General features: G+C 64.7%; 21 protein-coding genes. 12 read left to right on the top strand and 9 right to left on the bottom strand.

Going from position 1 to position 19,371, the window contains the following annotated elements; translation table 11 throughout:
- The first annotated feature begins 6 nt into the window (after window positions 1–6).
- Together rpsA and K5X80_RS09110 are read left to right on the top strand one after the other, a co-directional pair.
- Window positions 7–1,707: a 30S ribosomal protein S1 gene (rpsA, locus tag K5X80_RS09115; protein ID WP_222557438.1), complete on the top strand. Its 1,701-nt coding sequence runs from the start codon at window positions 7–9 to the stop codon at window positions 1,705–1,707.
- 135 nt (window positions 1,708–1,842) lie between these two features.
- Window positions 1,843–2,931, top strand: coding sequence for a 2-hydroxyacid dehydrogenase (locus tag K5X80_RS09110; RefSeq protein WP_283249140.1), 1,089 nt, complete (start codon window positions 1,843–1,845; stop codon window positions 2,929–2,931).
- A 258-nt stretch (window positions 2,932–3,189) separates the two neighbouring features.
- Here the strand turns inward: K5X80_RS09110 and K5X80_RS09105 are convergent, their stop codons facing one another.
- The 8 genes from K5X80_RS09105 to K5X80_RS09070 all read right to left on the bottom strand — a co-directional run bounded on the left by K5X80_RS09105 (window position 3,190) and on the right by K5X80_RS09070 (window position 9,745).
- Window positions 3,190–3,783, bottom strand: coding sequence for a F0F1 ATP synthase subunit B family protein (locus tag K5X80_RS09105; RefSeq protein WP_222557437.1), 594 nt, complete (start codon window positions 3,781–3,783; stop codon window positions 3,190–3,192).
- On the bottom strand, window positions 3,776–4,270 hold the full coding sequence (locus tag K5X80_RS09100; protein WP_222557436.1) for a F0F1 ATP synthase subunit B family protein: 495 nt from the start codon (window positions 4,268–4,270) through the stop codon (window positions 3,776–3,778). The genes K5X80_RS09105 and K5X80_RS09100 overlap by 8 nt, the downstream gene beginning before the upstream one ends.
- Before the next feature lie 83 nt (window positions 4,271–4,353).
- On the bottom strand, window positions 4,354–4,581 hold the full coding sequence (locus tag K5X80_RS09095; RefSeq protein ID WP_067538277.1) for a F0F1 ATP synthase subunit C: 228 nt from the start codon (window positions 4,579–4,581) through the stop codon (window positions 4,354–4,356).
- Window positions 4,582–4,640: 59 nt separating this feature from the next.
- Window positions 4,641–5,405, bottom strand: coding sequence for a F0F1 ATP synthase subunit A (locus tag K5X80_RS09090; RefSeq protein ID WP_283249300.1), 765 nt, complete (start codon window positions 5,403–5,405; stop codon window positions 4,641–4,643).
- Window positions 5,406–5,494: 89 nt separating this feature from the next.
- Window positions 5,495–5,812, bottom strand: coding sequence for an AtpZ/AtpI family protein (locus tag K5X80_RS09085; RefSeq protein ID WP_222557434.1), 318 nt, complete (start codon window positions 5,810–5,812; stop codon window positions 5,495–5,497).
- Window positions 5,813–5,998: 186 nt separating this feature from the next.
- The gene (locus K5X80_RS09080; RefSeq protein ID WP_222557433.1) at window positions 5,999–6,385 is read right to left on the bottom strand and encodes a YdbL family probable chaperone protein; all 387 of its coding nucleotides are present in this window, start codon (window positions 6,383–6,385) and stop codon (window positions 5,999–6,001) included.
- The gene (locus K5X80_RS09075) at window positions 6,385–6,585 is read right to left on the bottom strand and encodes a YnbE family lipoprotein (protein WP_222557432.1); all 201 of its coding nucleotides are present in this window, start codon (window positions 6,583–6,585) and stop codon (window positions 6,385–6,387) included. The genes K5X80_RS09080 and K5X80_RS09075 overlap by 1 nt, the downstream gene beginning before the upstream one ends.
- A gap of 73 nt (window positions 6,586–6,658) precedes the next feature.
- Window positions 6,659–9,745, bottom strand: a complete 3,087-nt coding sequence (locus K5X80_RS09070) for an intermembrane phospholipid transport YdbH family protein (protein WP_222557431.1) — start codon at window positions 9,743–9,745, stop codon at window positions 6,659–6,661.
- Window positions 9,746–9,910: 165 nt separating this feature from the next.
- Here K5X80_RS09070 and radC point away from each other — a divergent pair, with 165 nt between their 5' ends.
- The 7 genes from radC (at window position 9,911) to K5X80_RS09035 (ending at window position 15,678) form a co-directional block, all read left to right on the top strand.
- Window positions 9,911–10,603, top strand: coding sequence for a RadC family protein (gene radC, locus K5X80_RS09065; protein WP_222557430.1), 693 nt, complete (start codon window positions 9,911–9,913; stop codon window positions 10,601–10,603).
- Window positions 10,603–11,337: an NRDE family protein gene (locus K5X80_RS09060; protein ID WP_222557429.1), complete on the top strand. Its 735-nt coding sequence runs from the start codon at window positions 10,603–10,605 to the stop codon at window positions 11,335–11,337. Before radC ends, K5X80_RS09060 begins: the two co-directional genes overlap by 1 nt.
- A 275-nt stretch (window positions 11,338–11,612) precedes the next feature.
- Window positions 11,613–12,923 (top strand): adenylosuccinate lyase, encoded by a 1,311-nt coding sequence (gene purB / locus K5X80_RS09055; RefSeq protein ID WP_222557428.1) that lies wholly within the window; start codon window positions 11,613–11,615, stop codon window positions 12,921–12,923.
- A gap of 105 nt (window positions 12,924–13,028) precedes the next feature.
- Entirely contained in the window at window positions 13,029–13,391 is a 363-nt protein-coding gene (locus tag K5X80_RS09050; RefSeq protein ID WP_222557427.1) for a hypothetical protein, read from the top strand.
- Window positions 13,388–14,062: an orotidine-5'-phosphate decarboxylase gene (gene pyrF / locus K5X80_RS09045; protein ID WP_222557426.1), complete on the top strand. Its 675-nt coding sequence runs from the start codon at window positions 13,388–13,390 to the stop codon at window positions 14,060–14,062. The genes K5X80_RS09050 and pyrF overlap by 4 nt, the downstream gene beginning before the upstream one ends.
- A 106-nt stretch (window positions 14,063–14,168) precedes the next feature.
- Entirely contained in the window at window positions 14,169–14,924 is a 756-nt protein-coding gene (locus K5X80_RS09040; protein WP_222557425.1) for an SIMPL domain-containing protein, read from the top strand.
- Between the two features lie 109 nt (window positions 14,925–15,033).
- Entirely contained in the window at window positions 15,034–15,678 is a 645-nt protein-coding gene (locus K5X80_RS09035; RefSeq protein ID WP_222557424.1) for a phosphoribosylanthranilate isomerase, read from the top strand.
- Between the two features lie 69 nt (window positions 15,679–15,747).
- Here the strand turns inward: K5X80_RS09035 and K5X80_RS09030 are convergent, their stop codons facing one another.
- Entirely contained in the window at window positions 15,748–16,224 is a 477-nt protein-coding gene (locus tag K5X80_RS09030; RefSeq protein ID WP_222557423.1) for an outer membrane protein, read from the bottom strand.
- A gap of 243 nt (window positions 16,225–16,467) precedes the next feature.
- Here K5X80_RS09030 and trpB point away from each other — a divergent pair, with 243 nt between their 5' ends.
- From trpB to accD, 3 genes are read left to right on the top strand one after another with little or no spacing between them, the layout of a single operon-like run.
- Window positions 16,468–17,712: a tryptophan synthase subunit beta gene (trpB, locus tag K5X80_RS09025; protein ID WP_222557422.1), complete on the top strand. Its 1,245-nt coding sequence runs from the start codon at window positions 16,468–16,470 to the stop codon at window positions 17,710–17,712.
- On the top strand, window positions 17,709–18,512 hold the full coding sequence (gene trpA / locus K5X80_RS09020) for a tryptophan synthase subunit alpha (protein WP_222557421.1): 804 nt from the start codon (window positions 17,709–17,711) through the stop codon (window positions 18,510–18,512). Before trpB ends, trpA begins: the two co-directional genes overlap by 4 nt.
- Window positions 18,509–19,357, top strand: a complete 849-nt coding sequence (gene accD, locus K5X80_RS09015) for an acetyl-CoA carboxylase, carboxyltransferase subunit beta (protein ID WP_222557420.1) — start codon at window positions 18,509–18,511, stop codon at window positions 19,355–19,357. Before trpA ends, accD begins: the two co-directional genes overlap by 4 nt.
- The last annotated feature ends 14 nt before the right edge of the window (window positions 19,358–19,371 follow it).

Genomic DNA, 19,371 nt, shown 5'->3' with positions numbered 1-19,371 from the left:
TGATACATGGCCTCTACGGCAAACCCTACTCGCGACGATTTCGCGAAACTCCTCGATGAACAGCTCGGCGGCGCCGACGATGGCGGCTTCGAAGGCCGCGTCGTCAAGGGCACCATCACTGCCATCGAAAACGGCAACGTCATCATCGACGTCGGCCTCAAGAGCGAAGGCCGCGTGGCCCTGCGCGAATTCTCCCATGGCGACCAGCCCCACGGCCTGAACGTCGGTGACGAAGTCGAAGTCTTCGTCGATCGCGTCGAAAACGCCGATGGCGAAGCCATGCTCAGCCGCGACCGCGCCCGCCGCGAAGCCGCTTGGGACAAGCTCGAAAACGAATTCGGCGAAGGCAAGCGCGTCGAAGGCCGCATCTTCGGCCGCGTCAAGGGCGGCTTCACGGTCGACCTTGATGGCGCCGTGGCGTTCCTCCCCGGCTCGCAGGTCGATATCCGCCCGGTCCGCGATGTCGGCCCGCTGATGGACATGCCGCAGCCGTTCCAGATCCTCAAGATGGATCGCCGCCGTGGCAATATCGTCGTTTCGCGCCGCGCGGTTCTGGAAGAAACCCGCGCCGAACAGCGCAGCGAACTGATCGACAAGCTGAGCGAAGGCCAGGTGATCGACGGCGTCGTGAAGAACATCACCGATTACGGTGCGTTCGTTGATCTCGGCGGCATCGACGGCCTGCTCCATGTCACCGACATGAGCTACAAGCGCGTCAACCACCCGAGCGAAGTCGTCAACATCGGCGACACCGTTTCGGTCCAGATCATCCGCATCAATCAGGATACGCAGCGCATCAGCCTCGGCATGAAGCAGCTCGAAAGCGATCCGTGGGATGGCGTGGCGGCGAAGTATCCGGTCGGCGCGAAGCTGTCGGGCACTGTCACCAACATCACCGAATACGGCGCGTTCGTCGAACTGGAACCGGGCATCGAAGGCCTCGTCCACGTTTCGGAAATGTCCTGGACCAAGAAGAACGTCCACCCCGGCAAGATCGTCTCGACCTCGCAGGAAGTCGATGTGATGGTGCTCGAAGTGGATTCGGACAAGCGCCGCATCAGCCTCGGCCTCAAGCAGGCCCAGCAGAACCCCTGGGAAGCCTTCGCCGAGAAGCACCCGGTCGGTTCGACCGTCGCCGGCGAAGTCAAGAACGCCACCGAATTCGGCCTGTTCATCGGCCTCGATGGCGACGTGGACGGCATGGTTCACATGTCGGACATCGCCTGGGGCATCTCGGGCGAAGACGCGCTGGCTCTGCACCGCAAGGGTGAAGAAGTGCAGGCGATCGTTCTCGATGTCGACGTCGAAAAGGAACGCATCAGCCTGGGCATGAAGCAGCTCGAAAAGGGCGCTCCGGCCGCCGGCGGTTCGACCGGCTCGCTGCGCCGCGGCGAAGTCGTCACCGTCACCGTGCTCGAAGTCCGCGATGGCGGCCTCGAAGTGCAGGCTGGCGACGATGGCGCGACCGGCTTCATCAAGCGTTCGGATCTCGGCCGTGACCGCGACGAACAGCGCCCCGACCGTTTCCAGGCCGGCCAGAAGGTCGATGCCATGGTCATCGGTTTCGACCGTTCGAAGAAGCCGAACTTCTCGATCAAGGCCCGTCAGCTGGCCGAAGAAAAAGAAGCCGTGGAACAGTACGGTTCGTCGGATTCGGGCGCATCGCTCGGCGACATCCTCGGCGAAGCGCTCAAGCAGAAGCAGTAAGCTTTTCGCTCAAGCCTTCACCGGCAAGACAGGGGCCCGCCCGCTCATTCGAGCAGGCGGGCCTTTCTGTTTTTGTGGCCAGGAGGCGGCTGCGGCGTGCGTCCTTCGACAGGCTCAGGACGAGCGGATGGTGTAGTGATCGACGCAACTCCTGTCCGCACAATCCCCACCCCGCTCGTCCTGAGCCTGTCGAAGGACGCGCACAAACCGAAGACCAAGGGCGCCCATGGCTCCGCACAGGCCCCTCGCCCGGCGCATCGCACAGGCTATAGTCGGTCGATGATTCGTCCCGATCTCCTGCTCGTCGCGCCCATGCCGCATGCCATTGTCGAAACGCTGGCCGGGCATTTCACCATCCACGATCTGTGGAACGCCGCCGACAAGGATGCGCTGCTGGCCGAAATCGGCCCGGCCATTCGCGGCATCGCCAGCAATCCGGTCGCCCTGCCGCTCGACGGCGCGCTGTTCGACCGTCTGCCCCGGCTCGAAATCGTGTCCAACTACGCCGTGGGATACGACAACATCGCCATGGCCGAAGCCGCCCGGAGAGGGATCGTCGTCACCAACACGCCGGGCGTGCTCGATGCCGAAGTGGCCGATTTCACGCTGGGGCTGACTCTGGCCACCATTCGCGAAATTCCGCAGGCGGACCGCTTCGTGCGTCGGGGCCAATGGCGTGGGGGCGCCTATCCGCTGTCCTCCAGCCTGCAAGGCCGCCGCGCGGGCATTCTCGGCCTCGGCAATATCGGCAAGGCCGTCGCCCGCAGGCTCGAAGCCTGCGATGTGCCGGTCGCCTACAGCGGCCGCCACCGGCAGGACGGCGTGCCCTATCCCTACTATCCCGATGCCGTCTCGCTTGCCGAAGCCTGCGATCTGCTGATCGTGATCGTTCCGGGCGGCGATGGCACGCGCCATCTGGTCAACGACGCAGTGCTTACCGCACTCGGCCCGCAAGGGGTGCTGATCAATGTGGCGCGCGGCAGCGTGGTGGACGAGGCGGCGCTGATCGCCGCGCTACAGAACGGTACGATCCAAGCCGCCGGGATCGATGTCTTCGCGCACGAACCGCATGTCCCCGAAGCGCTGATCGCGCTGGAAAACACCGTCCTGCTGCCGCACATCGGCTCCGGCTCCCGCGAAACCCGCGCCGCCATGGGGCAATTGATGATCGACAATCTGGTGAACTGGTTCACCGAAGGCAAAGCGCTGACGCCGGTGGGCTAGGCTCCACGAAACGGCTCAACCAACAGCTCAACGTGCCATCAATCTTACCCTCCATCCGCTCAGCCTGAGCCTGTCGAAGGCTGCACGCCGAAAGTATGGCCAGGGAGATGGCTGCCGTTGCGCGCGGCCTTCGACAAGCTCAGGCCGAACGGAAATTGTGCCGGGCAATTTGGCTACAATCCCCCGACAAGCTCACCTCCCCCAAAACAAAAAGCCCCCCGCGAGGCGGAGGGCTTTCAATCGAACCGTTGCGGACAATCAGATGGCGGCGATCGCTTCGTCCACAAGCTTCTTGTCGGCGCCGGCGCCATGCTGTTCGGCGATCAGCCCGCGGGCAGCGCTGCTGGCCACGGTGGCGGCCTTCGCCCGCAGTTCGTCGACCGCACCGCGTTCGGCCGCGGCGATCTTGTCTTCCGCCATGCGCTGGCGGCGCTGGATCATGGCGTCGGTGTCGCTGACGGCCTTGGCGATAATGCCTTCCGCTTCGCTGCGCGCATGGTCGATCATGGCCGCCGCGTCCTTTTCGGCATTGGCGATCTTGTTCGAATATTCGTTGCGCAGCGCTTCGGCTTCGGCGCGAAGCTGCTTGGCTTCGTCAAGCTGATGCTTGATTTCGGCGATCTTGGCATCGAGCCCGCCGGTGATAACACCGGGAACTTTCTTCCAGATCAGGACAAGAATGAACACCAGCATGGCCAACCCAGCCACGGCCGATGTTCCGAATCCGAGCACTTCCGGCCCGTGATGGGCGCCTTCACCACCAGCAGGATGTTCGACCGTCGCAGTGGTGTGCGCACTGTGATCGGCAGCGTTCACAGCGTCCACGGCATGTTCAGCGGCAGGATTAGCCATTGCTCAGCACTTTCTTGACGGCGGAGGAAGCCGACGCGGCGGGCACATTCACCCCGGCCAACTTTTCAACGATGGACTGGGCCGCTTCGCTGGCCACGACTTCCAGTTCGGCAAGCGCGGCGGTCCGGGCTTCGGCGATTTTCGCTTCGGCTTCATCCAGCTTCTTGTCGATCTGCACCTGAGCGGCCGAAAGCTTCTGTTCCGAAGCGGTGGCCGCTTCGGCTTTCGCCTTGGCGACAAGCGCCTGGGCCTGGGCGCGATTTTCATTCTCGCGCTTGCGCCATGCCGCTTCTTCGGCGTCGGCGTGATTGCGGGCTGCTTCGGCAGCGGCAAGGTCGGCGCTGATCTGCTGGTCGCGCAGTTCAACGGTGCCCATCACCTTGGGCACCATGCCCTTGCCGACAACGAAAAAGACGAACCCGAAAATCACCAGCAGCCAGAATATCTGGCTGGAATAGGTTTCGGCGAGCTGGGCTATCTGAGGCATCGGTTGGTCCCGAGGTCTTGCGCAACAAAAATGGATCCCCGGCCGGAACGCGAGGCCCGGCCGGAGCAGTCGTCAGGATTTCGTCAGGCGACGAAGATCAGGATCATCGCGACGACGAACGACAGCAGACCCAGAAGTTCCGCAGCGGCGAAGCCGATGAACAGGCGGCCCTGCTGACCGTCAGCGGCGCCGGGGTTGCGCAGAGCGCTTTCAAGGAACGAGCCGAACACGTTACCCACACCGATGGCGGCCATACCGGCGCCAATCGCAGCGAGACCCGCACCAACCAGCTTGGCTGCTTCTTGGTCCATTTGAAAAACTCCTTTTTCCCTAAATCCCTGGAAACACGGTTTCCGTAAGATGATCAAACTCAGTGAAGATGTTCAGCGTCGTTGATGTAGAGCGAGCTGAGCAACGCGAAAACGTAGGCCTGGATACCGGCAACCAGCACTTCCAGCGCACAGATCGCCAGCATCAGCACGAAGCTGAGGATGGAGACGACCGGGCCAATGGCCATGCCGGAATTGATCCCGCCAATGACGAAGCTGGAAAGCACTTCGAGCAGCACGTGACCGGCCATCATCGCCACGAAAAGACGCAGGCCGAGGCTGAACGGACGCACAAGGAAGCTGACCAGTTCGATGCAGAAGATCAGCGGCACCATCACCAGCGGGGTGCCGTGCGGAATGAACAGCGAGAAGAAATGCAGCTTGTGCTTCCAGAAGCCGACGAGCAGCACGATCAGGAACGAAATGATCGCGAGAACGCCGGTCACCGTGAAGTGGCTGGTGGCGGTAAAGGGATGAATCCCGACAATCGTCAGCGGCAGCGGCACCAGGCCGAGCACGTTCGAGAACAGGATGAACATGAACAGCGAGAAGATGTACGGAACGTACTTCTTGCCTTCCTTGCCGACATTGGCTTCGAGCAGATCGTCGATGAAGCCGGTGAAGCTTTCCACCGCCATCTGCCACCGGCCGGGAACCAGCTGCCGCTTCATGCCGCCCGCCACGAAAACCCACAGCGCCACGGCGGCAATCGCCATCCACAGCGCGGAATTCGTGAAAGCGATATTGTAACCGGCAATTTCCCAGTTCGCGGAGCCGAACAGCGGCTCAATCGCGAACTGATGCATCGGGTCGACTTTGGCCTGCTCGGCTGCCACTTGCGTTTAATCCCTGCGCCACTTGAACAGACAGCGCCCCTCAAACCCCCGTATCGGGATCAGTCGGAGCGCCGGTTCGAAATCCGGATGATATTCCTGAAGGCGACGATGATCCCAAGAAACATCATCACCAACAGACCCCAGGGCGCAGTCCCCACGAACCGGTCGATAACCCAACCGATCAAGGCGCCGCCACCGATCCCCCCCAGCAATTCCGCCAGAACACGGCTGCCGAGACGATAATTCGCATCAGCGCCCTGCACCTGCGGCCGATTGCGTTGATCTTCCCGTTCACGCGCGGCCTGAAGCCGTTCGTGCAACGCGTCGATCCGCGCATCTTCACCGATGGGTTTCCGGCCGGACTCTTCCTCGCTCATGCCATGCTCCATAACATTGCAGCTTGGCACAGGCAAAGACCTGCCCGCCGAAGGCGCCGCCCCCTTAGGCAACGCGATTACCCGAGTCAACCGCGACAGGCGGCAAATCGGGACCCGGGCAAAAGAAAAAGCCGCCCCGGCAAGCGTTGCCGGAGCGGCTTCGAATCGTGCTTTTCCCCGGCGGCCCTAGGGGCAGCGCGAATCCCGCGTGGGCGCGGCGGCGGTGCGAGTTTTCCACGAACCATCGGGCGCCTGATATTTTTCGCCCGCTTCGGTGCGCAGGATATTGCGGCAGCCCGCGACGAACGCGACCTGATCCACTGTCACCGACTGGGTGCGGGCCTCCGCCGTGTAGGCGGCGCGGCGCTTGATATTGAGATCGTCCACCAATGAGGACACCGCCGCCCCGCCGCCCAGCGCGGCGAGATAGCCATCGGCCTTTTCCCCGACCTGCCCCGCGGCGCGCGCGGCGGCATAAGCGGGATCGCGCTGCGCCATGGCCGAGCCCGGAACGAGCATGGCGGCGGCCAGCGCGGCCAATCCGAAAGTGCGAGCAATGGTATAGGCAGACATCAGAAAATCCCTGCGTTCTGGTCGATCATATCCTGAACACCCTTGTCCAGCTTATAAACGACTTCCTGTTTGATGTTGATATTGAGTTCGATCACGATCGGCTTGTCCGGTGCGGAAACCGAAACGCAGCCCGTCATCGCCATCGCGCCCCCGATCAACAATGCCACGGCACCCATCGTGCCACCCAACGACCTGTGCATCGCCTGCTGCCTCCCCTGCCTGGCACGGCATGTTGCAGCCGGTTTGCGTTCGGTCAATTCCACGCTTGTCATCTCATTGCCTCACTGACTGGCCGCTGAACGATGCGGGTGCGCCTTTCGGGCCGACTTTCGGGCCGACCAGGCCCAGCTTGGCCGGATCGGGCACCAGCGTCGGATCGTAAAGCGACTTGAAGGATCCGAAGAGGCTGAAGAACGGCGCCCTGATATTGACGTTGAAGCGGATCGGCAATTTGGCCACCTGCTTGGTGAGGAAGTTCTTCGAAGTCCCTTCCCCCTGGCTCAGCCCGTCGAAGCTGACCCGCGTCACGATTTCGCCCGTCAGCGATCCGTTCATGTCGATCCGCATCGAACCGTAATCGACCGAGCGCAGCGCCGAAAATGCGAAATTCCCCATGGGAGACAAGTCCTTATAGGTCAATTCTCCCAAATAGGCGACATTGCCGCCCGGCGCGCGCGAAGCGAGATAGCCGCCTTCGATCCGCCCGCCATCCTCGTCGAACACCAGCGGCAGCGTGCCGTCGAAACGGCCGGTGGCCATGATATTGCCGAGTTCGAGCCGCTGCACGAACACCGCCGCATCCAGCCCATCCACATTCAGGACATAATGGCGCGTTTCCGCCTCGCCCAGCCGCATCCGGGTCGGTTCCAGCGTCAGCGTGCCATCCATGAACGGCCACTTGGCACCATTGATATCAAGCACATAATTGGGTTTCATCTCAAAGTTGAACACCCCGTCGCGCACTTCGATACCGGGATTGATCGCCGCCAGTTTGATCTGCTGCCGGGGCGCGGTCCGCAGGCCGAGAAGATCGGTGAAGACGATCGTCCCGGAAGCGCCCTGCACCGGCCCGAACGCAGCCGCGAAATCGAGCCCGGAGGACGAGAAGCGCCCGCTGCTGGTCACGCCCGATTCGTTCCAGTCGATAACGCCCGTTCCCGTCACCACGCCTTTGGTGTTGGCGATGACCCCGCGCGCGAGATCGGTGAGCATGGTGGGTTGCAGCTTGTCGTCGAACAGCAGGCCGCCCACCGCGAGATCGGCATGGCCCGCAGCCGTGCCGAGATCGTGCCTGATCGCAACGCGCACGACTTCGCGCTCACTCTCCGGATTGCGCAGCAAGGCGTTGGCAATAATCACATTATCGGCAAGCGTGAGATCCGCGCCCCGCGCCATCAGCGGTTGAAAGCGGCCGGGCTTCGTCCGATCCGCCACCTGCAATTGCGCATTGGCGAGAAGCAGCCGCCCGTTCTCGTAACGCCAGTCCCCCGCCGCGCCGGTCACATCCAGAGGCACCGCGCTGAGCGCGACATCGGCTTCGGAAAAGCGCCCCGCGACCGTCTTGCCGATTCGCGCTTCGAGTTGCTTCAGAGTGAAGCGGGATTCGGTGTCGGGCGGCCCCAGCCGCACATCGAGATCGCGCGCGGCCAGCGTGCCGGGCACGGCAAAGCCCAGCGCCCCGCTGCGGATGCGCACAGGGCTGTCGCCGATATGCCCGGCCAGATCGAGCTGGCTGGCCCCGGCGGCGATCCGCGTGCCTTTGCCATCGCTGCGGACAATCGCGCCGCCCGCCGGCGGACACAGCGTCAGCCCGCGCCGTTCGAACCGCGCGCCGCCCAAAGTCAGCCTGTCGAACCGCACATCGGCGCATTGCCGCCACAGCGCGAAGCCCGCCGCCTGCGACCAGTCCCCCATGACCGGCAGGACCAGCCCGCTGGCCGCGCCGCCCGGCAACGGGCCATCGGCGCGCACCGAACCGGCAAAGCCCAGCCCACCGCGTGCGTTCTGCACCGCGACCATCGTGGGAATGGCGAGAGCGGCGCCGCCCGCGCGGTATTCGGGCATGGCCAGCCGCATCACCGCCTTGCCGCCCGCCTGCTGTTCGATCCGCCCGCTGATACGCGGCAGACCCGGCCCGGCGGTGTCGAAATTGCCGAGCAGGCGCGCGGGCGCCGTGCCCGATTGCGCATATTGCACGCGCGACAAGGACAGCAGCGTGGAGCCGCTGCCGCCGCGCAGATTCGCCTGCGGGATCACCAGATGCATCCCCTTGGCATCCTTGCGCAGCATGGTTTGCGCCAGCAGGCGGCTGCCCCGCCCTTCGCGCTGGAGAGCAAGGCGAACGCGGGTGAGGATCGGGGCCAGCAAAGTCCCTTCGGTGCTGGTGGCGAGCGTGCCGAGCGCGCCATCGATCTGGCCGCCCAGCCGCACGCCGTTGCCTTCCCAATCCGCGTCCCAGTTGTAGCGCCCATCGCCCAGATCGCCGCGCAGTCGCCCCTGCCCGGTCATCACCGGAGAGGCCGCGTAAGGCGATGTCAGCCCGCGCATCACCGCGTCGTAGCGCACGGCCAGCGCATCGCCCTGAAGGCTGATCGCACCCGCGCCGTTGACCCCGCCGAGCCTGAATTCGCCGAATGCGCCCCCGGCCCCGCGCAGGGAGAAATCGCCCGCGATCCGGGTGAAAGCCTCGTCGCTCTGTGCCTTGATTGTCAGCCCCGTCCGGCCAAGCGCCAGACCTTGCCCGGGACAGCCAAACGATTCGAGCCGGGCCGGCCCTTCCACTCTGGGCTGCGCGCGGGCGATGGTGATCTTGCCGTAGAAGCTGGTCCGCCCGGCGGTGCAGCCCTGCATCGCCAGTTGCGGCGCGAACGCGGCGACAATCCCGGAAAAGCCGTTGCGCAGCCCCCCGCGCCCTTCCGCCTTGAGCCCGACCGGGCCGAAATCGGTTTCGATCAGCCCGCGCCCATCCTCCAAATCGAGCGCGAACGCCGGGAGTTTGAACGGTTCCTTCTTGCTGTCGTCGAACAGCAGCGGATCGAGCGCGCCGAAACTGAGCTTGCCGTTGCGGTAGGAGCCGAACAGGCGCGGCCGCACCACTTTGATCCGCGCCACATAGGGGATGGCGAACCGCTGCGAAATCGTCACTTCGGTGCGTTCGACCGTGAGATCGGGGCGGCGCGGATCGCCGATGACGATATCGGTCAGAATCTGCGTCGAAGGGCCGATCTGCTCGATCTTGTAAGTCGCGGGGATGCCATAGCTTTTAAGCTGACTGGCAATGATATTGTCGGCAATCCGGTCGCGCGCCAGCCAGATGATGCCGAACAGCACCAGAACCGCCGCGAAGAGCCACAGCAGCACGCGCCGCCAGCGCCCCGATGAAACAGCGACAGCCCCCTTTGGCACAGATTCCCCGTCGTCGTCGTGTTCCGCCATTGCCACCCACACTTGCGCGCATGCCCGCACAAAGGCAATGCATGGCGGCAATTGCTTCATCATGAATGGTCGAGCGCAAAGGAAGTTCCTGTGGCCGGAGAAAAGGCGAAGCCGCACGATTCAGCAGGGCACCGCGCCCGTTTGCGGCAGCGGCTGTTCAAGGACGGCACGGACCGCCTGGCCGATTATGAAATCATCGAATACCTGCTATTCGCCGCCAACAGCCGGGGCGACACCAAGCCGCTGGCCAAGGCGCTGCTGGACCGTTTCGGCTCGCTCGCCGGGGTGCTCGATGCCCCGCCTCCGGCGCTTATTGCCGTCCCTGGCATGGGCGAAGTCAGCGCCGCCGCGCTCAGGATCGTGGGCGTGGCCGCGCGGGAAATGAAAATCAGGGAAGCGATGGGCCAGCCGGTGCTGAGCAGTTGGCACACGCTGCTCGACTATCTCCATATGGACATGGCCCATCTGACGGTGGAGCGCGTCCGCGTGCTCTATCTCAATGCGCAGAACTGCCTGATCAAGGATCATCTCGTGGGCAACGGATCGGTGGACGAAGCCGCGATCCATCCGCGCGAAGTGATTCGCTCGGCGCTGGATATCGGCGCCACCGCGTTGATTTTGGTCCATAACCATCCATCCGGCGTGCCCGAGCCAAGCCGCGCGGACATCCAGATCACCCGTCGCATCGCCGAAGCGGGCCGCCTTCTGGGGGTGACGGTCCACGATCACGTCATTATCGGGCGCGATGGCCACGTGTCGCTGCGGGCGAAAGGGCTGGTCTGATGTGCATCGCCGCGATCGCGTGGGACGCCCATCCCGACTGGCTGATGATTCTGGCGGGCAACCGCGACGAATACCATGCCCGCCCGGCCGCCGCGCTCGCCGCATGGGCGGATGACAGCGCGATCATCGCCGGGCGCGATCTCGAAGCGGGCGGCACCTGGCTGGGCATTTCGGAAGCGGGGCGGTTCGCGCTCGTCACCAATTTCCGCGCGCCCGGTTTCCCGCAGCCCGATCGCACCTCGCGCGGGGCGCTGGTCACCGATATGCTCACCGGGCGGGCGCCCGAGGCGCTGGACCGCTACAATCCATTCAATCTGCTGATCGCCCACCCCGGCGGCGCGGCGGTGTGGAGCAATTATCCCGGCGAAAGCCGCCTGCCGCTGCCGGCGGGCATCCACGGCTTGTCCAACGGCGATTTCACCCGCCCCTGGCCCAAGACCCGGCGGCTGACGGGCGCACTCGGCCAATGGCTGGCCCGCGGCAGCGGCAACCGCGCCGCTCTGTTCGATGCGCTGCGCGACGATGCCGAACCCGATGCATCCGCTCATGGTGGCGACGGGCCCGACACGCCGTTCAGCCCGGTGTTCATCCGCAACCCGGTCTATGGCACGCGGTGCAGCACCGTGATCGCCATCGCGCGGGACGGGCAAGGCGAAATCGCCGAACGCCGCTTCGACGCCGAAGGCCGGTTGACCGGCGAAACCGTCCTCGCCTTCCGCTGGCCCACGGCCTGACGCCTGCCGATGGATCCGGCCCGCGACGAATCTTTACTGATATTGCACATCAATATCTTTGATGTGCAGACATGGTACGGGCCAGACCCCCACCTTTTTCGGGGGTGCAACTGTGTCACCCCTGTCACCCCCCCGCGATCACGGGGCCTTCCCGGCCCATCCGCCGGAGCGGGTCGGGCAGTCTCCCACGCCATAGGGCTTGCCATTGCCGCCCCCTGCCCCTAGCGCGCGGCGCGACACTAGACACTAAACATTAGACATCACCGGAGTCGACCATGGTCCCCCGTTACGCCCGCCCTGCAATGACCGCGATCTGGGAACCCGAAGCCCGCTACCGCATCTGGTTCGAGATCGAAGCGCATGCCACGCAGAAGCTGGGCGATCTGGGCGTGGTGCCCGCCAGCGGGCCCAAGGCGCTGTGGGACTGGTGGGCGACCGGTCCGGCCATCGATGTCGCCGCGATCGACGCCAAGGAAGCCGTGCTCAAGCACGACGTGATCGCCTTCCTCGACTGGGTGGCCGAACAGGTCGGCCCTGAAGCGCGCTTCATGCATCAGGGCATGACCAGCTCCGACGTGCTCGACACCACGCTGGCGGTGCAGCTCGCCCGCGCGGCCGACATTCTGCTCGAAGACATCGACGCGCTGCTGGCCGCGATCAAGCGCCGGGCGGAAGAACACAAGTATACCCCGACCATCGGCCGCAGCCACGGCATTCATGCCGAACCGACCACGTTCGGCAAGAAGCTGGCCGAAGCCTACGCCGAATTCACCCGCTGCCGTGCGCGCCTCGTCCATGCCCGCGCCGAAATCGCCACCTGCGCGATTTCGGGCGCGGTCGGCACTTTCGCCAATATCGATCCCTCGGTCGAAGAATACGTGGCGGAAAAGCTGGGCCTGACGGTGGAGCCGGTGTCCACGCAGGTCATCCCGCGCGACCGCCACGCGATGTTCTTCGCCACGCTGGGCGTGATCGCCAGTTCGATCGAACGCCTCGCCACCGAAGTGCGCCACCTGCAGCGCACCGAAGTGCTCGAAGCGGAAGAATACTTCTCGCCCGGCCAGAAGGGCTCCAGCGCCATGCCGCACAAGCGCAATCCGGTGCTGACCGAAAACCTCACCGGCCTCGCCCGCGTGGTCCGTTCCGCCGTCACCCCGGCGCTGGAAAACGTGGCGCTGTGGCACGAACGCGATATCTCGCATTCCTCGGTCGAACGGTTCATCGGCCCCGATGCCACGATCACGCTCGACTTCGCGCTCGCGCGCCTCACCAGCGTGGTCGACAAGCTGGTGGTCTATCCCGAACGGATGCAGAAGAACCTCGACCGCATGGGCGGGCTGGTCCATTCGCAGCGCGTCCTCCTCGCGCTCACGCAGGCCGGGGTCACGCGCGACAACGCCTATCGTCTGGTCCAGCGCAATGCGATGAAAGTGTGGGAATCCGATGGCCAGCTTTCGCTGCTCGAACTGCTGAAGCAGGACCCGGAAGTGACCGCCGCGCTTTCGCCCGCAGAGCTCGAGGACAAGTTCAATCTGGATTACCATTTCAAGCAGGTGGACCGGATTTTCGACCGCGTTTTCGGGTGATTGGCGCACTCTTTCCTTCGTGACGCAATCGCCGTACCATCGCGGCGGATCGGCACTGCCGGATTAGCGTTACCGGACTGACGAGGACAGGAGGGCAATCAGGCCATGCAAATCATACGTACGATCGTCTGGGTTCTGATTCTGGTTGCGCTGCTGATCTTCACGATCACCAACTGGACTCCGGTTTCGGTGAAGATCTGGGAAGGTCTCATTCTCGAAACCAAGATTCCGGCGCTGGTCATCATCGCATTCCTGGCCGGGCTGATTCCGATGTGGCTGCTCCATCGCGGGGCGAAATGGCGGCTTGAACGGCGCATCGGCACGCTGGAAAACGCGATGCGCGCGGCCACCGCCACACCGGCGGCCCTGCCCGCCGAAACCGCCGGCGATACCGAACAGCCCACCGGGGAAGCGCGCCCCGCCGCCACGGGCGCCACCCCCACCCCGCCTGCAACCGAGGCTTCATGAGCAATCCCGTCTATCTCGCTGTCGATGTTCCCACGCTGGATGGCGCGCTGACGCTGGCGGACAAGGTCAAGACCCACGTCGGGGGGCTCAAGCTCGGCCTTGAATTCTTCTGCGCCCATGGCCATCACGGCGTGCGCGAAATGGCCCGCACCGGGCTGCCGATCTTTCTCGATCTCAAGTTTCACGACATTCCCAACACTGTCGCTTCGGCCATGCAGTCGCTCCACGTGCTCGAACCCGCGATCGTGACGATCCATGCCGCGGGCGGCCGCGCGATGATGGAAGAAGCGAAAGCGGCGGCGGGCGAACACTGCAAAGTGGTGGCCGTGACCGTGCTGACCAGCCTCGATGACGGCGATCTGGCCGCCACCGGAATCGGCGGAACACCGCACGATCAGGCTCTCCGCCTTGCCGAACTCGCCCATGCGGCGGGGCTCGACGGAATCGTGTGTTCCGGCCATGAAGTCGGCGCCATCCACCGCCAATGGCACGATGGCTTCTTCGTCGTGCCGGGCCTGCGCCCCGCCGATAGCCAGGTGGGAGACCAGAAGCGAATCGTCACCCCCCGCCGGGCGCGGGACGACGGGGCCAGCGTGCTGGTGATCGGCCGCCCGATCAGCCGCGCGGACGATCCCGTTGCGGCAGCCCGGGCAATCGAAGCCACCCTCTAAGGCAGCGATGCGGGCGCTGGGCAGGCGCGCCGCCGCCTATCGCCGGTTCAGCCGCCGGAAAGCGGAACAGGCGCAAGGGGTGCCCGGTTCTTCAAGGAGTTGCCTGATGAAATCACCTGCTCTCGCTTCTCTGGCCCTGGCTTCCATGGCGCTGCCCGCAATGGCCGCCGCGCATGATCTCTCCTCCACGCCGGTGGTGGCCCCGGGCAATACCTTGCTCAACATTTCGGCTGACGGGCGCTCGTCCCGCAAGCCCGACATGGCCGTGTTCAATGCGGGCGTGACCACTCAGGGCAAGACGGCGGGCGAAGCGATGGCCGCCAATTCGGCCAGCATGAACCGCGCGATTGCCGCGCTCAAGGCCGCCGGGATCGCCGACAAGGATATCCAGACGAGCAATCTCAATCTCAGCCCGATCTATGCGCCGCAGCGGCAACTGCCCGATGGCACGGTCGAGCCGGAACAGCCGACGATCATCGGCTATCAGGCGAACAACACCGTCACCGTCAAGCAGCGCAATCTCGCCCAGTTCGGCAAAGTGATCGACACGCTGGTTGCGGCAGGGGCCAATCAGGTCAACGGCCCCAGCTTCATGATGGACAATCCCGATGCAGCGCTGGACGAGGCACGGATGCAGGCGATGGCCAAGGCCCGCGCCCGCGCGGACCTTTATGCGCGTGCGGCCGGGCTGAAAGTGCTGCGGATACTCTCGATCAGCGAAGGCGGCGGCTATGCCCCGCCCATGCCCGTCATGTATGCCCGCGCCAGCGCGGCGGGCATGGCCGCCGAACCGCCGCCCATCGCCCCCGGGCAGGTGGACATGAACGTATCGGTGACCGTGCTGTTCGAACTCGCCCCCTGACAGATTTGACCGGATCGGCGGGCCGGGCGGCGCGATCGCCCGGCCCGCTTCCTTTCGGCGACGCGACCCTGCGTCTTGCCAGCGGCTCACTTTTGCCTATGTGAGCGGCATGAACGCCCCCCTCATCAAGATCTGCGGCATTGCAACGCCCGCAGCACTGGACGCCAGCATCGTGGCCCGGGCCGATTTCGTGGGTTTCGTGTTCTTCCCCCCTTCCCCCCGCAACGTGACGCCGAGCGATGCGCAAGCGCTGGCCGCGCGCACGGGCGGCCGCGCAAAGAAGGTGGGGCTGTTCGTCGATGCCGACGACAGGGACATCGCCGATGCCGTGCAGGCGGCGAATCTCGATGCGATCCAGCTCCACGGCAACGAAACGCCCGAGCGGGTGGCGCAGGTCAAAGCCCGATTCGCCCGGCCGGTGTGGAAAGCGCTGCCGGTCGCCTCCGCCCATGATGTCGAGCGGGCGCTGGGCTATCACACTGCCGCCGATCTGATCCTGTTCGACGCCAAGACCCCCACCGACGCCACCCGGCCCGGCGGCATGGGGCTGGTGTTCGACTGGTCTCTGCTCGCCGGATATGGCCACCCGGGGCGCTGGGGCCTTGCCGGGGGCCTGAACCCCGCCAATGTCGGCGATGCGATCCGGATCACCGGCACGGGATTGGTCGATACCTCCTCGGGCGTCGAAAGCGCGCCCGGGGTCAAGGACGCGGCCCGGATCGCGGCCTTCTGCGCCGCCGTCCGCGCAGGCTGATCCGCGCATAACGCAAAAAGGGCGGCCCGCGAGGGACCGCCCTTCCCGCATGCTGCGGTGGAGGCAGGCTTAGAAGCGCACGCCCAGCCCCACACCGGCAACGTCGTTGTCCTTCACGCCATCGCCGATGAAATTGTGGCGATATTCGACCTTGCCATAGAAGTTCCGGCCGAAATTGTGCTGGTAACCCGCGCCGAGATTGAAGGAATCTTCGCAGAACCGGCACGGTTTGGTGGCATAGCCGCCAACGGCGTAGAGCTTGCCCGCTTCACCCAGCTTGGCCCCGGCGCGTGCCGAAGCGCCGAAGGAAACGCGGGTATGGTCGGTCAGGATTTTGTCGCCCGACACTTCCACGCCGACGAAAGTCTTCTGGCCGACATCGACATCGTAACCGGCGGCAACGCCCGCGATGGCTTCGCTATCGCTGCCGTTCCAGATCACGCCGCCGCGCGCCTCGACGCGGGCTTCGTTGGCCATGGCCGGCGCGGCGGCGAACGTCGTGGCGGCAAGAGCGATGGCGGCAGCCGAGAGAAGTCCTTTACGCATATTCAACCTCCTGAAAACAGGCCCCTGTGTGGTTTGATGTGTGCTTTTGGGGTCAGGGGATAATTAGGATTCGCAAGCTTGCGCCCTTATGAATAGTGCGTTCATGCAACATATCACCCCTATTATGTGTTAATTTAGCAACAATGGCGTTTCAGGCAGAATGCCGCGCCCCTGCACTTCCGTGGTTCGCGCCGCGTCTGAACGCTGGACTTCGCGTGCCCGCTCTGCCAATCGCGACAGGCCATGTCTGCATCGAAACCCATAGCCAACTCGCTCCGCAATCAGCCCGACGAACGCGGGCATTTCGGGGCCTTCGGCGGCCGCTATGTCGCCGAAACGCTCATGCCCCTGATCCTCGATCTGGAAAAGGAATACCGGGCCGCGAAAGCCGATCCCGCATTCCAGGCGCAGTTCGACGATCTGATGAAGCATTTCGTGGGGCGGCCCAGCCCGCTCTATCATGCCGAGCGGCTGACCGCGCATTTCCGCGAACTGGCGCCCGAAGGCAAAGGGCCGAAAATCTATTTCAAGCGCGAGGAACTCAATCACACCGGCGCGCACAAGATCAACAATTGCATCGGCCAGATTCTCCTCGCCATCCGCATGGGCAAGACGCGGATCATTGCCGAAACCGGCGCGGGCCAGCATGGCGTCGCCACGGCCACCGTCTGCGCCCGGTTCGGCCTGCCCTGCGTGATCTACATGGGCGCGACCGACGTGGCCCGGCAGCAGCCCAACGTCTTCCGCATGAAGCTGCTGGGCGCGGAAGTGATCCCGGTGGAAAGCGGCGCGAAGACGCTGAAGGACGCAATGAACGAAGCGCTGCGCGACTGGGTCGCCAACGTGCACAACACGTTCTACATCATCGGCACCGCCGCCGGTCCGCACCCCTATCCGGAACTGGTGCGCGATTTCCAATCGGTGATCGGCGAGGAAACCCGCGAACAGATTCTCGCCGCCGAAGGCCGCCTGCCCGATATGCTGGTGGCCGCGGTCGGCGGCGGATCGAACGCGATCGGCCTGTTTCACCCGTTCCTTGACGATCCGGCCGTGGAAATGGTCGGCATCGAAGCGGGCGGCCATGGCGTCGATACCGACAAGCACGCCGCCAGCCTCACCGGCGGGGCGCCCGGCATTCTCCACGGCAACCGCACGTATCTGTTGCAGGACGAGGACGGCCAGATCACCGAAGCCCATTCGATCAGCGCAGGGCTCGACTATCCCGGCATCGGGCCGGAACACAGCTGGCTGCATGAAAGCGGGCGCGTGCGCTATATCCCGATCAACGACGATCAGGCGCTCGAAGCCTTCCAGCTCTGCTGCAAGCTCGAAGGGATCATTCCCGCGCTGGAAAGCTCGCACGCGCTCGCCGCGCTGCCCGAACTGACCGCGCAGATGGGCAGCGACCGCCTGCTCGTCGTCAATGTTTCCGGCCGGGGGGACAAGGACATCTTCACCGTTGCCGATGCTCTGGGAGTTTCCCTGTGACCCAGACCGCGAACCGCCTTTCCAGCGCTTTTGCCAAAGGCCATGCCGCGCTCATCTGCTTCATCACCGCGGGTGACGGCGATACCGCCGCCAATCTCGATGCGCTGATCGCGGGCGGTGCGGATGTGATCGAACTGGGCATGCCGTTCACCGATCCGATGGCCGATGGCCCCGCGATCCAGGCCGCCGATCTGCGCGCGCTCGCCAGGGGCACGACGACGGCGGACGTGTTCGCCATCGCCGCCACGTTCCGCCAGCGCCATCCGCAGGTGCCGTTGGTGCTGATGGGCTACGCCAACCCGATGACGCGCCGGGGCGCCGACTGGTTCGCCGCCGAATGCGCCAAGGCCGGTGTGGACGGGGTGATCTGCGTCGACATTCCGCCGGAAGAAGATGCCGATCTCGGCCCCAGCCTGCGCGAAGCGGGCGTGGCGATGATCCGCCTCGCCACGCCCACCACCGACGCCGCCCGGCTGCCCGCCGTGCTCGATGGCTCGTCGGGCTTCCTCTATTATGTTTCGGTGGCCGGGATCACCGGCAAGCAGCAGGCCGCGCTGGATTCGATCGAACAGGCGGTCGGCCAGCTCAAAGCCGCCACCGATCTGCCCGTGGGCGTCGGCTTCGGCGTGCGCACGCCCGAACAGGCCAGCGCTATCGCCAGGATCGCCGATGGCGTCATCGTCGGGTCCGCGCTGGTCGAACTGATCGGCCAGCATGGCGCATCCGCCCCATCATCTGTGCGAGAATTGACCAGCGCCCTTGCGGAAGCGGTGCATAATGCGCGAAAGGTGCCTGCATGAGCTGGCTTACCCAAATCCGTAAATCGATCCCGTTTGGCCGTAAGCGGGAAACGGCTGACAACCTGTGGGTCAAATGCCCCAATTGCAGCGAAATGCTGTTCGCCCGCGATTACGAGGAGAACCTCTTCGTCTGCCCGCGCTGTGACCATCATGGCCGCGTCGGGGCAGATGTGCGGCTGGCGCAGGTGCTCGATCCCGGTTTCGCGCTGCTCGCCGAACCGCAGGTCGCAGAAGATCCGCTGAAATTCCGCGACAGCAAGAAATACGCCGACCGGATCAAGGCAGCCCGCGCCAAGAGCCCGCATACCGATGCCTTCCAGGTCGCGCTGGGCTCGATCGATGGGCACAGGGCCGTGGTCGGTGTGCAGGATTTCACTTTCATGGGCGGATCGATGGGCATGGCCGTGGGCCAGGCTTTCGTGAACGGCGCGCAGCGCGCGCTGGATGAAGGTTGCGCCTATATCGTGTTCACTGCCGCCGGCGGCGCGCGCATGCAGGAAGGCATTCTCAGCCTGATGCAGATGCCCAAGGCCACAGTGATGACCCGCCGCCTCAAGGAAGCGGGCCTGCCCTATATCGTGGTGCTGACCGATCCGACCACCGGCGGCGTCACCGCCAGTTATGCCATGCTGGGCGATATCCATATCGCCGAACCCGGTGCGCTGATCGGCTTTGCCGGGCAGCGGGTGATCCAGAATACCATCCGCGAGAGCCTGCCCGACGGGTTCCAGCGCGCGGAATATCTCCACAAACACGGCATGGTGGATATGGTGGTCGATCGCAAATCGCTGCGCGGCACGCTGGCGCGGCTGCTCGACTATCTCCAGCCTGCCCGGGCTGCCTGACGATTTTGCCGGGG

This window comes from Caenibius sp. WL, assembly GCF_019803445.1.
GTDB lineage: Bacteria > Pseudomonadota > Alphaproteobacteria > Sphingomonadales > Sphingomonadaceae > Caenibius.
This window is presented reverse-complemented; position numbering and strand designations above follow the sequence as displayed.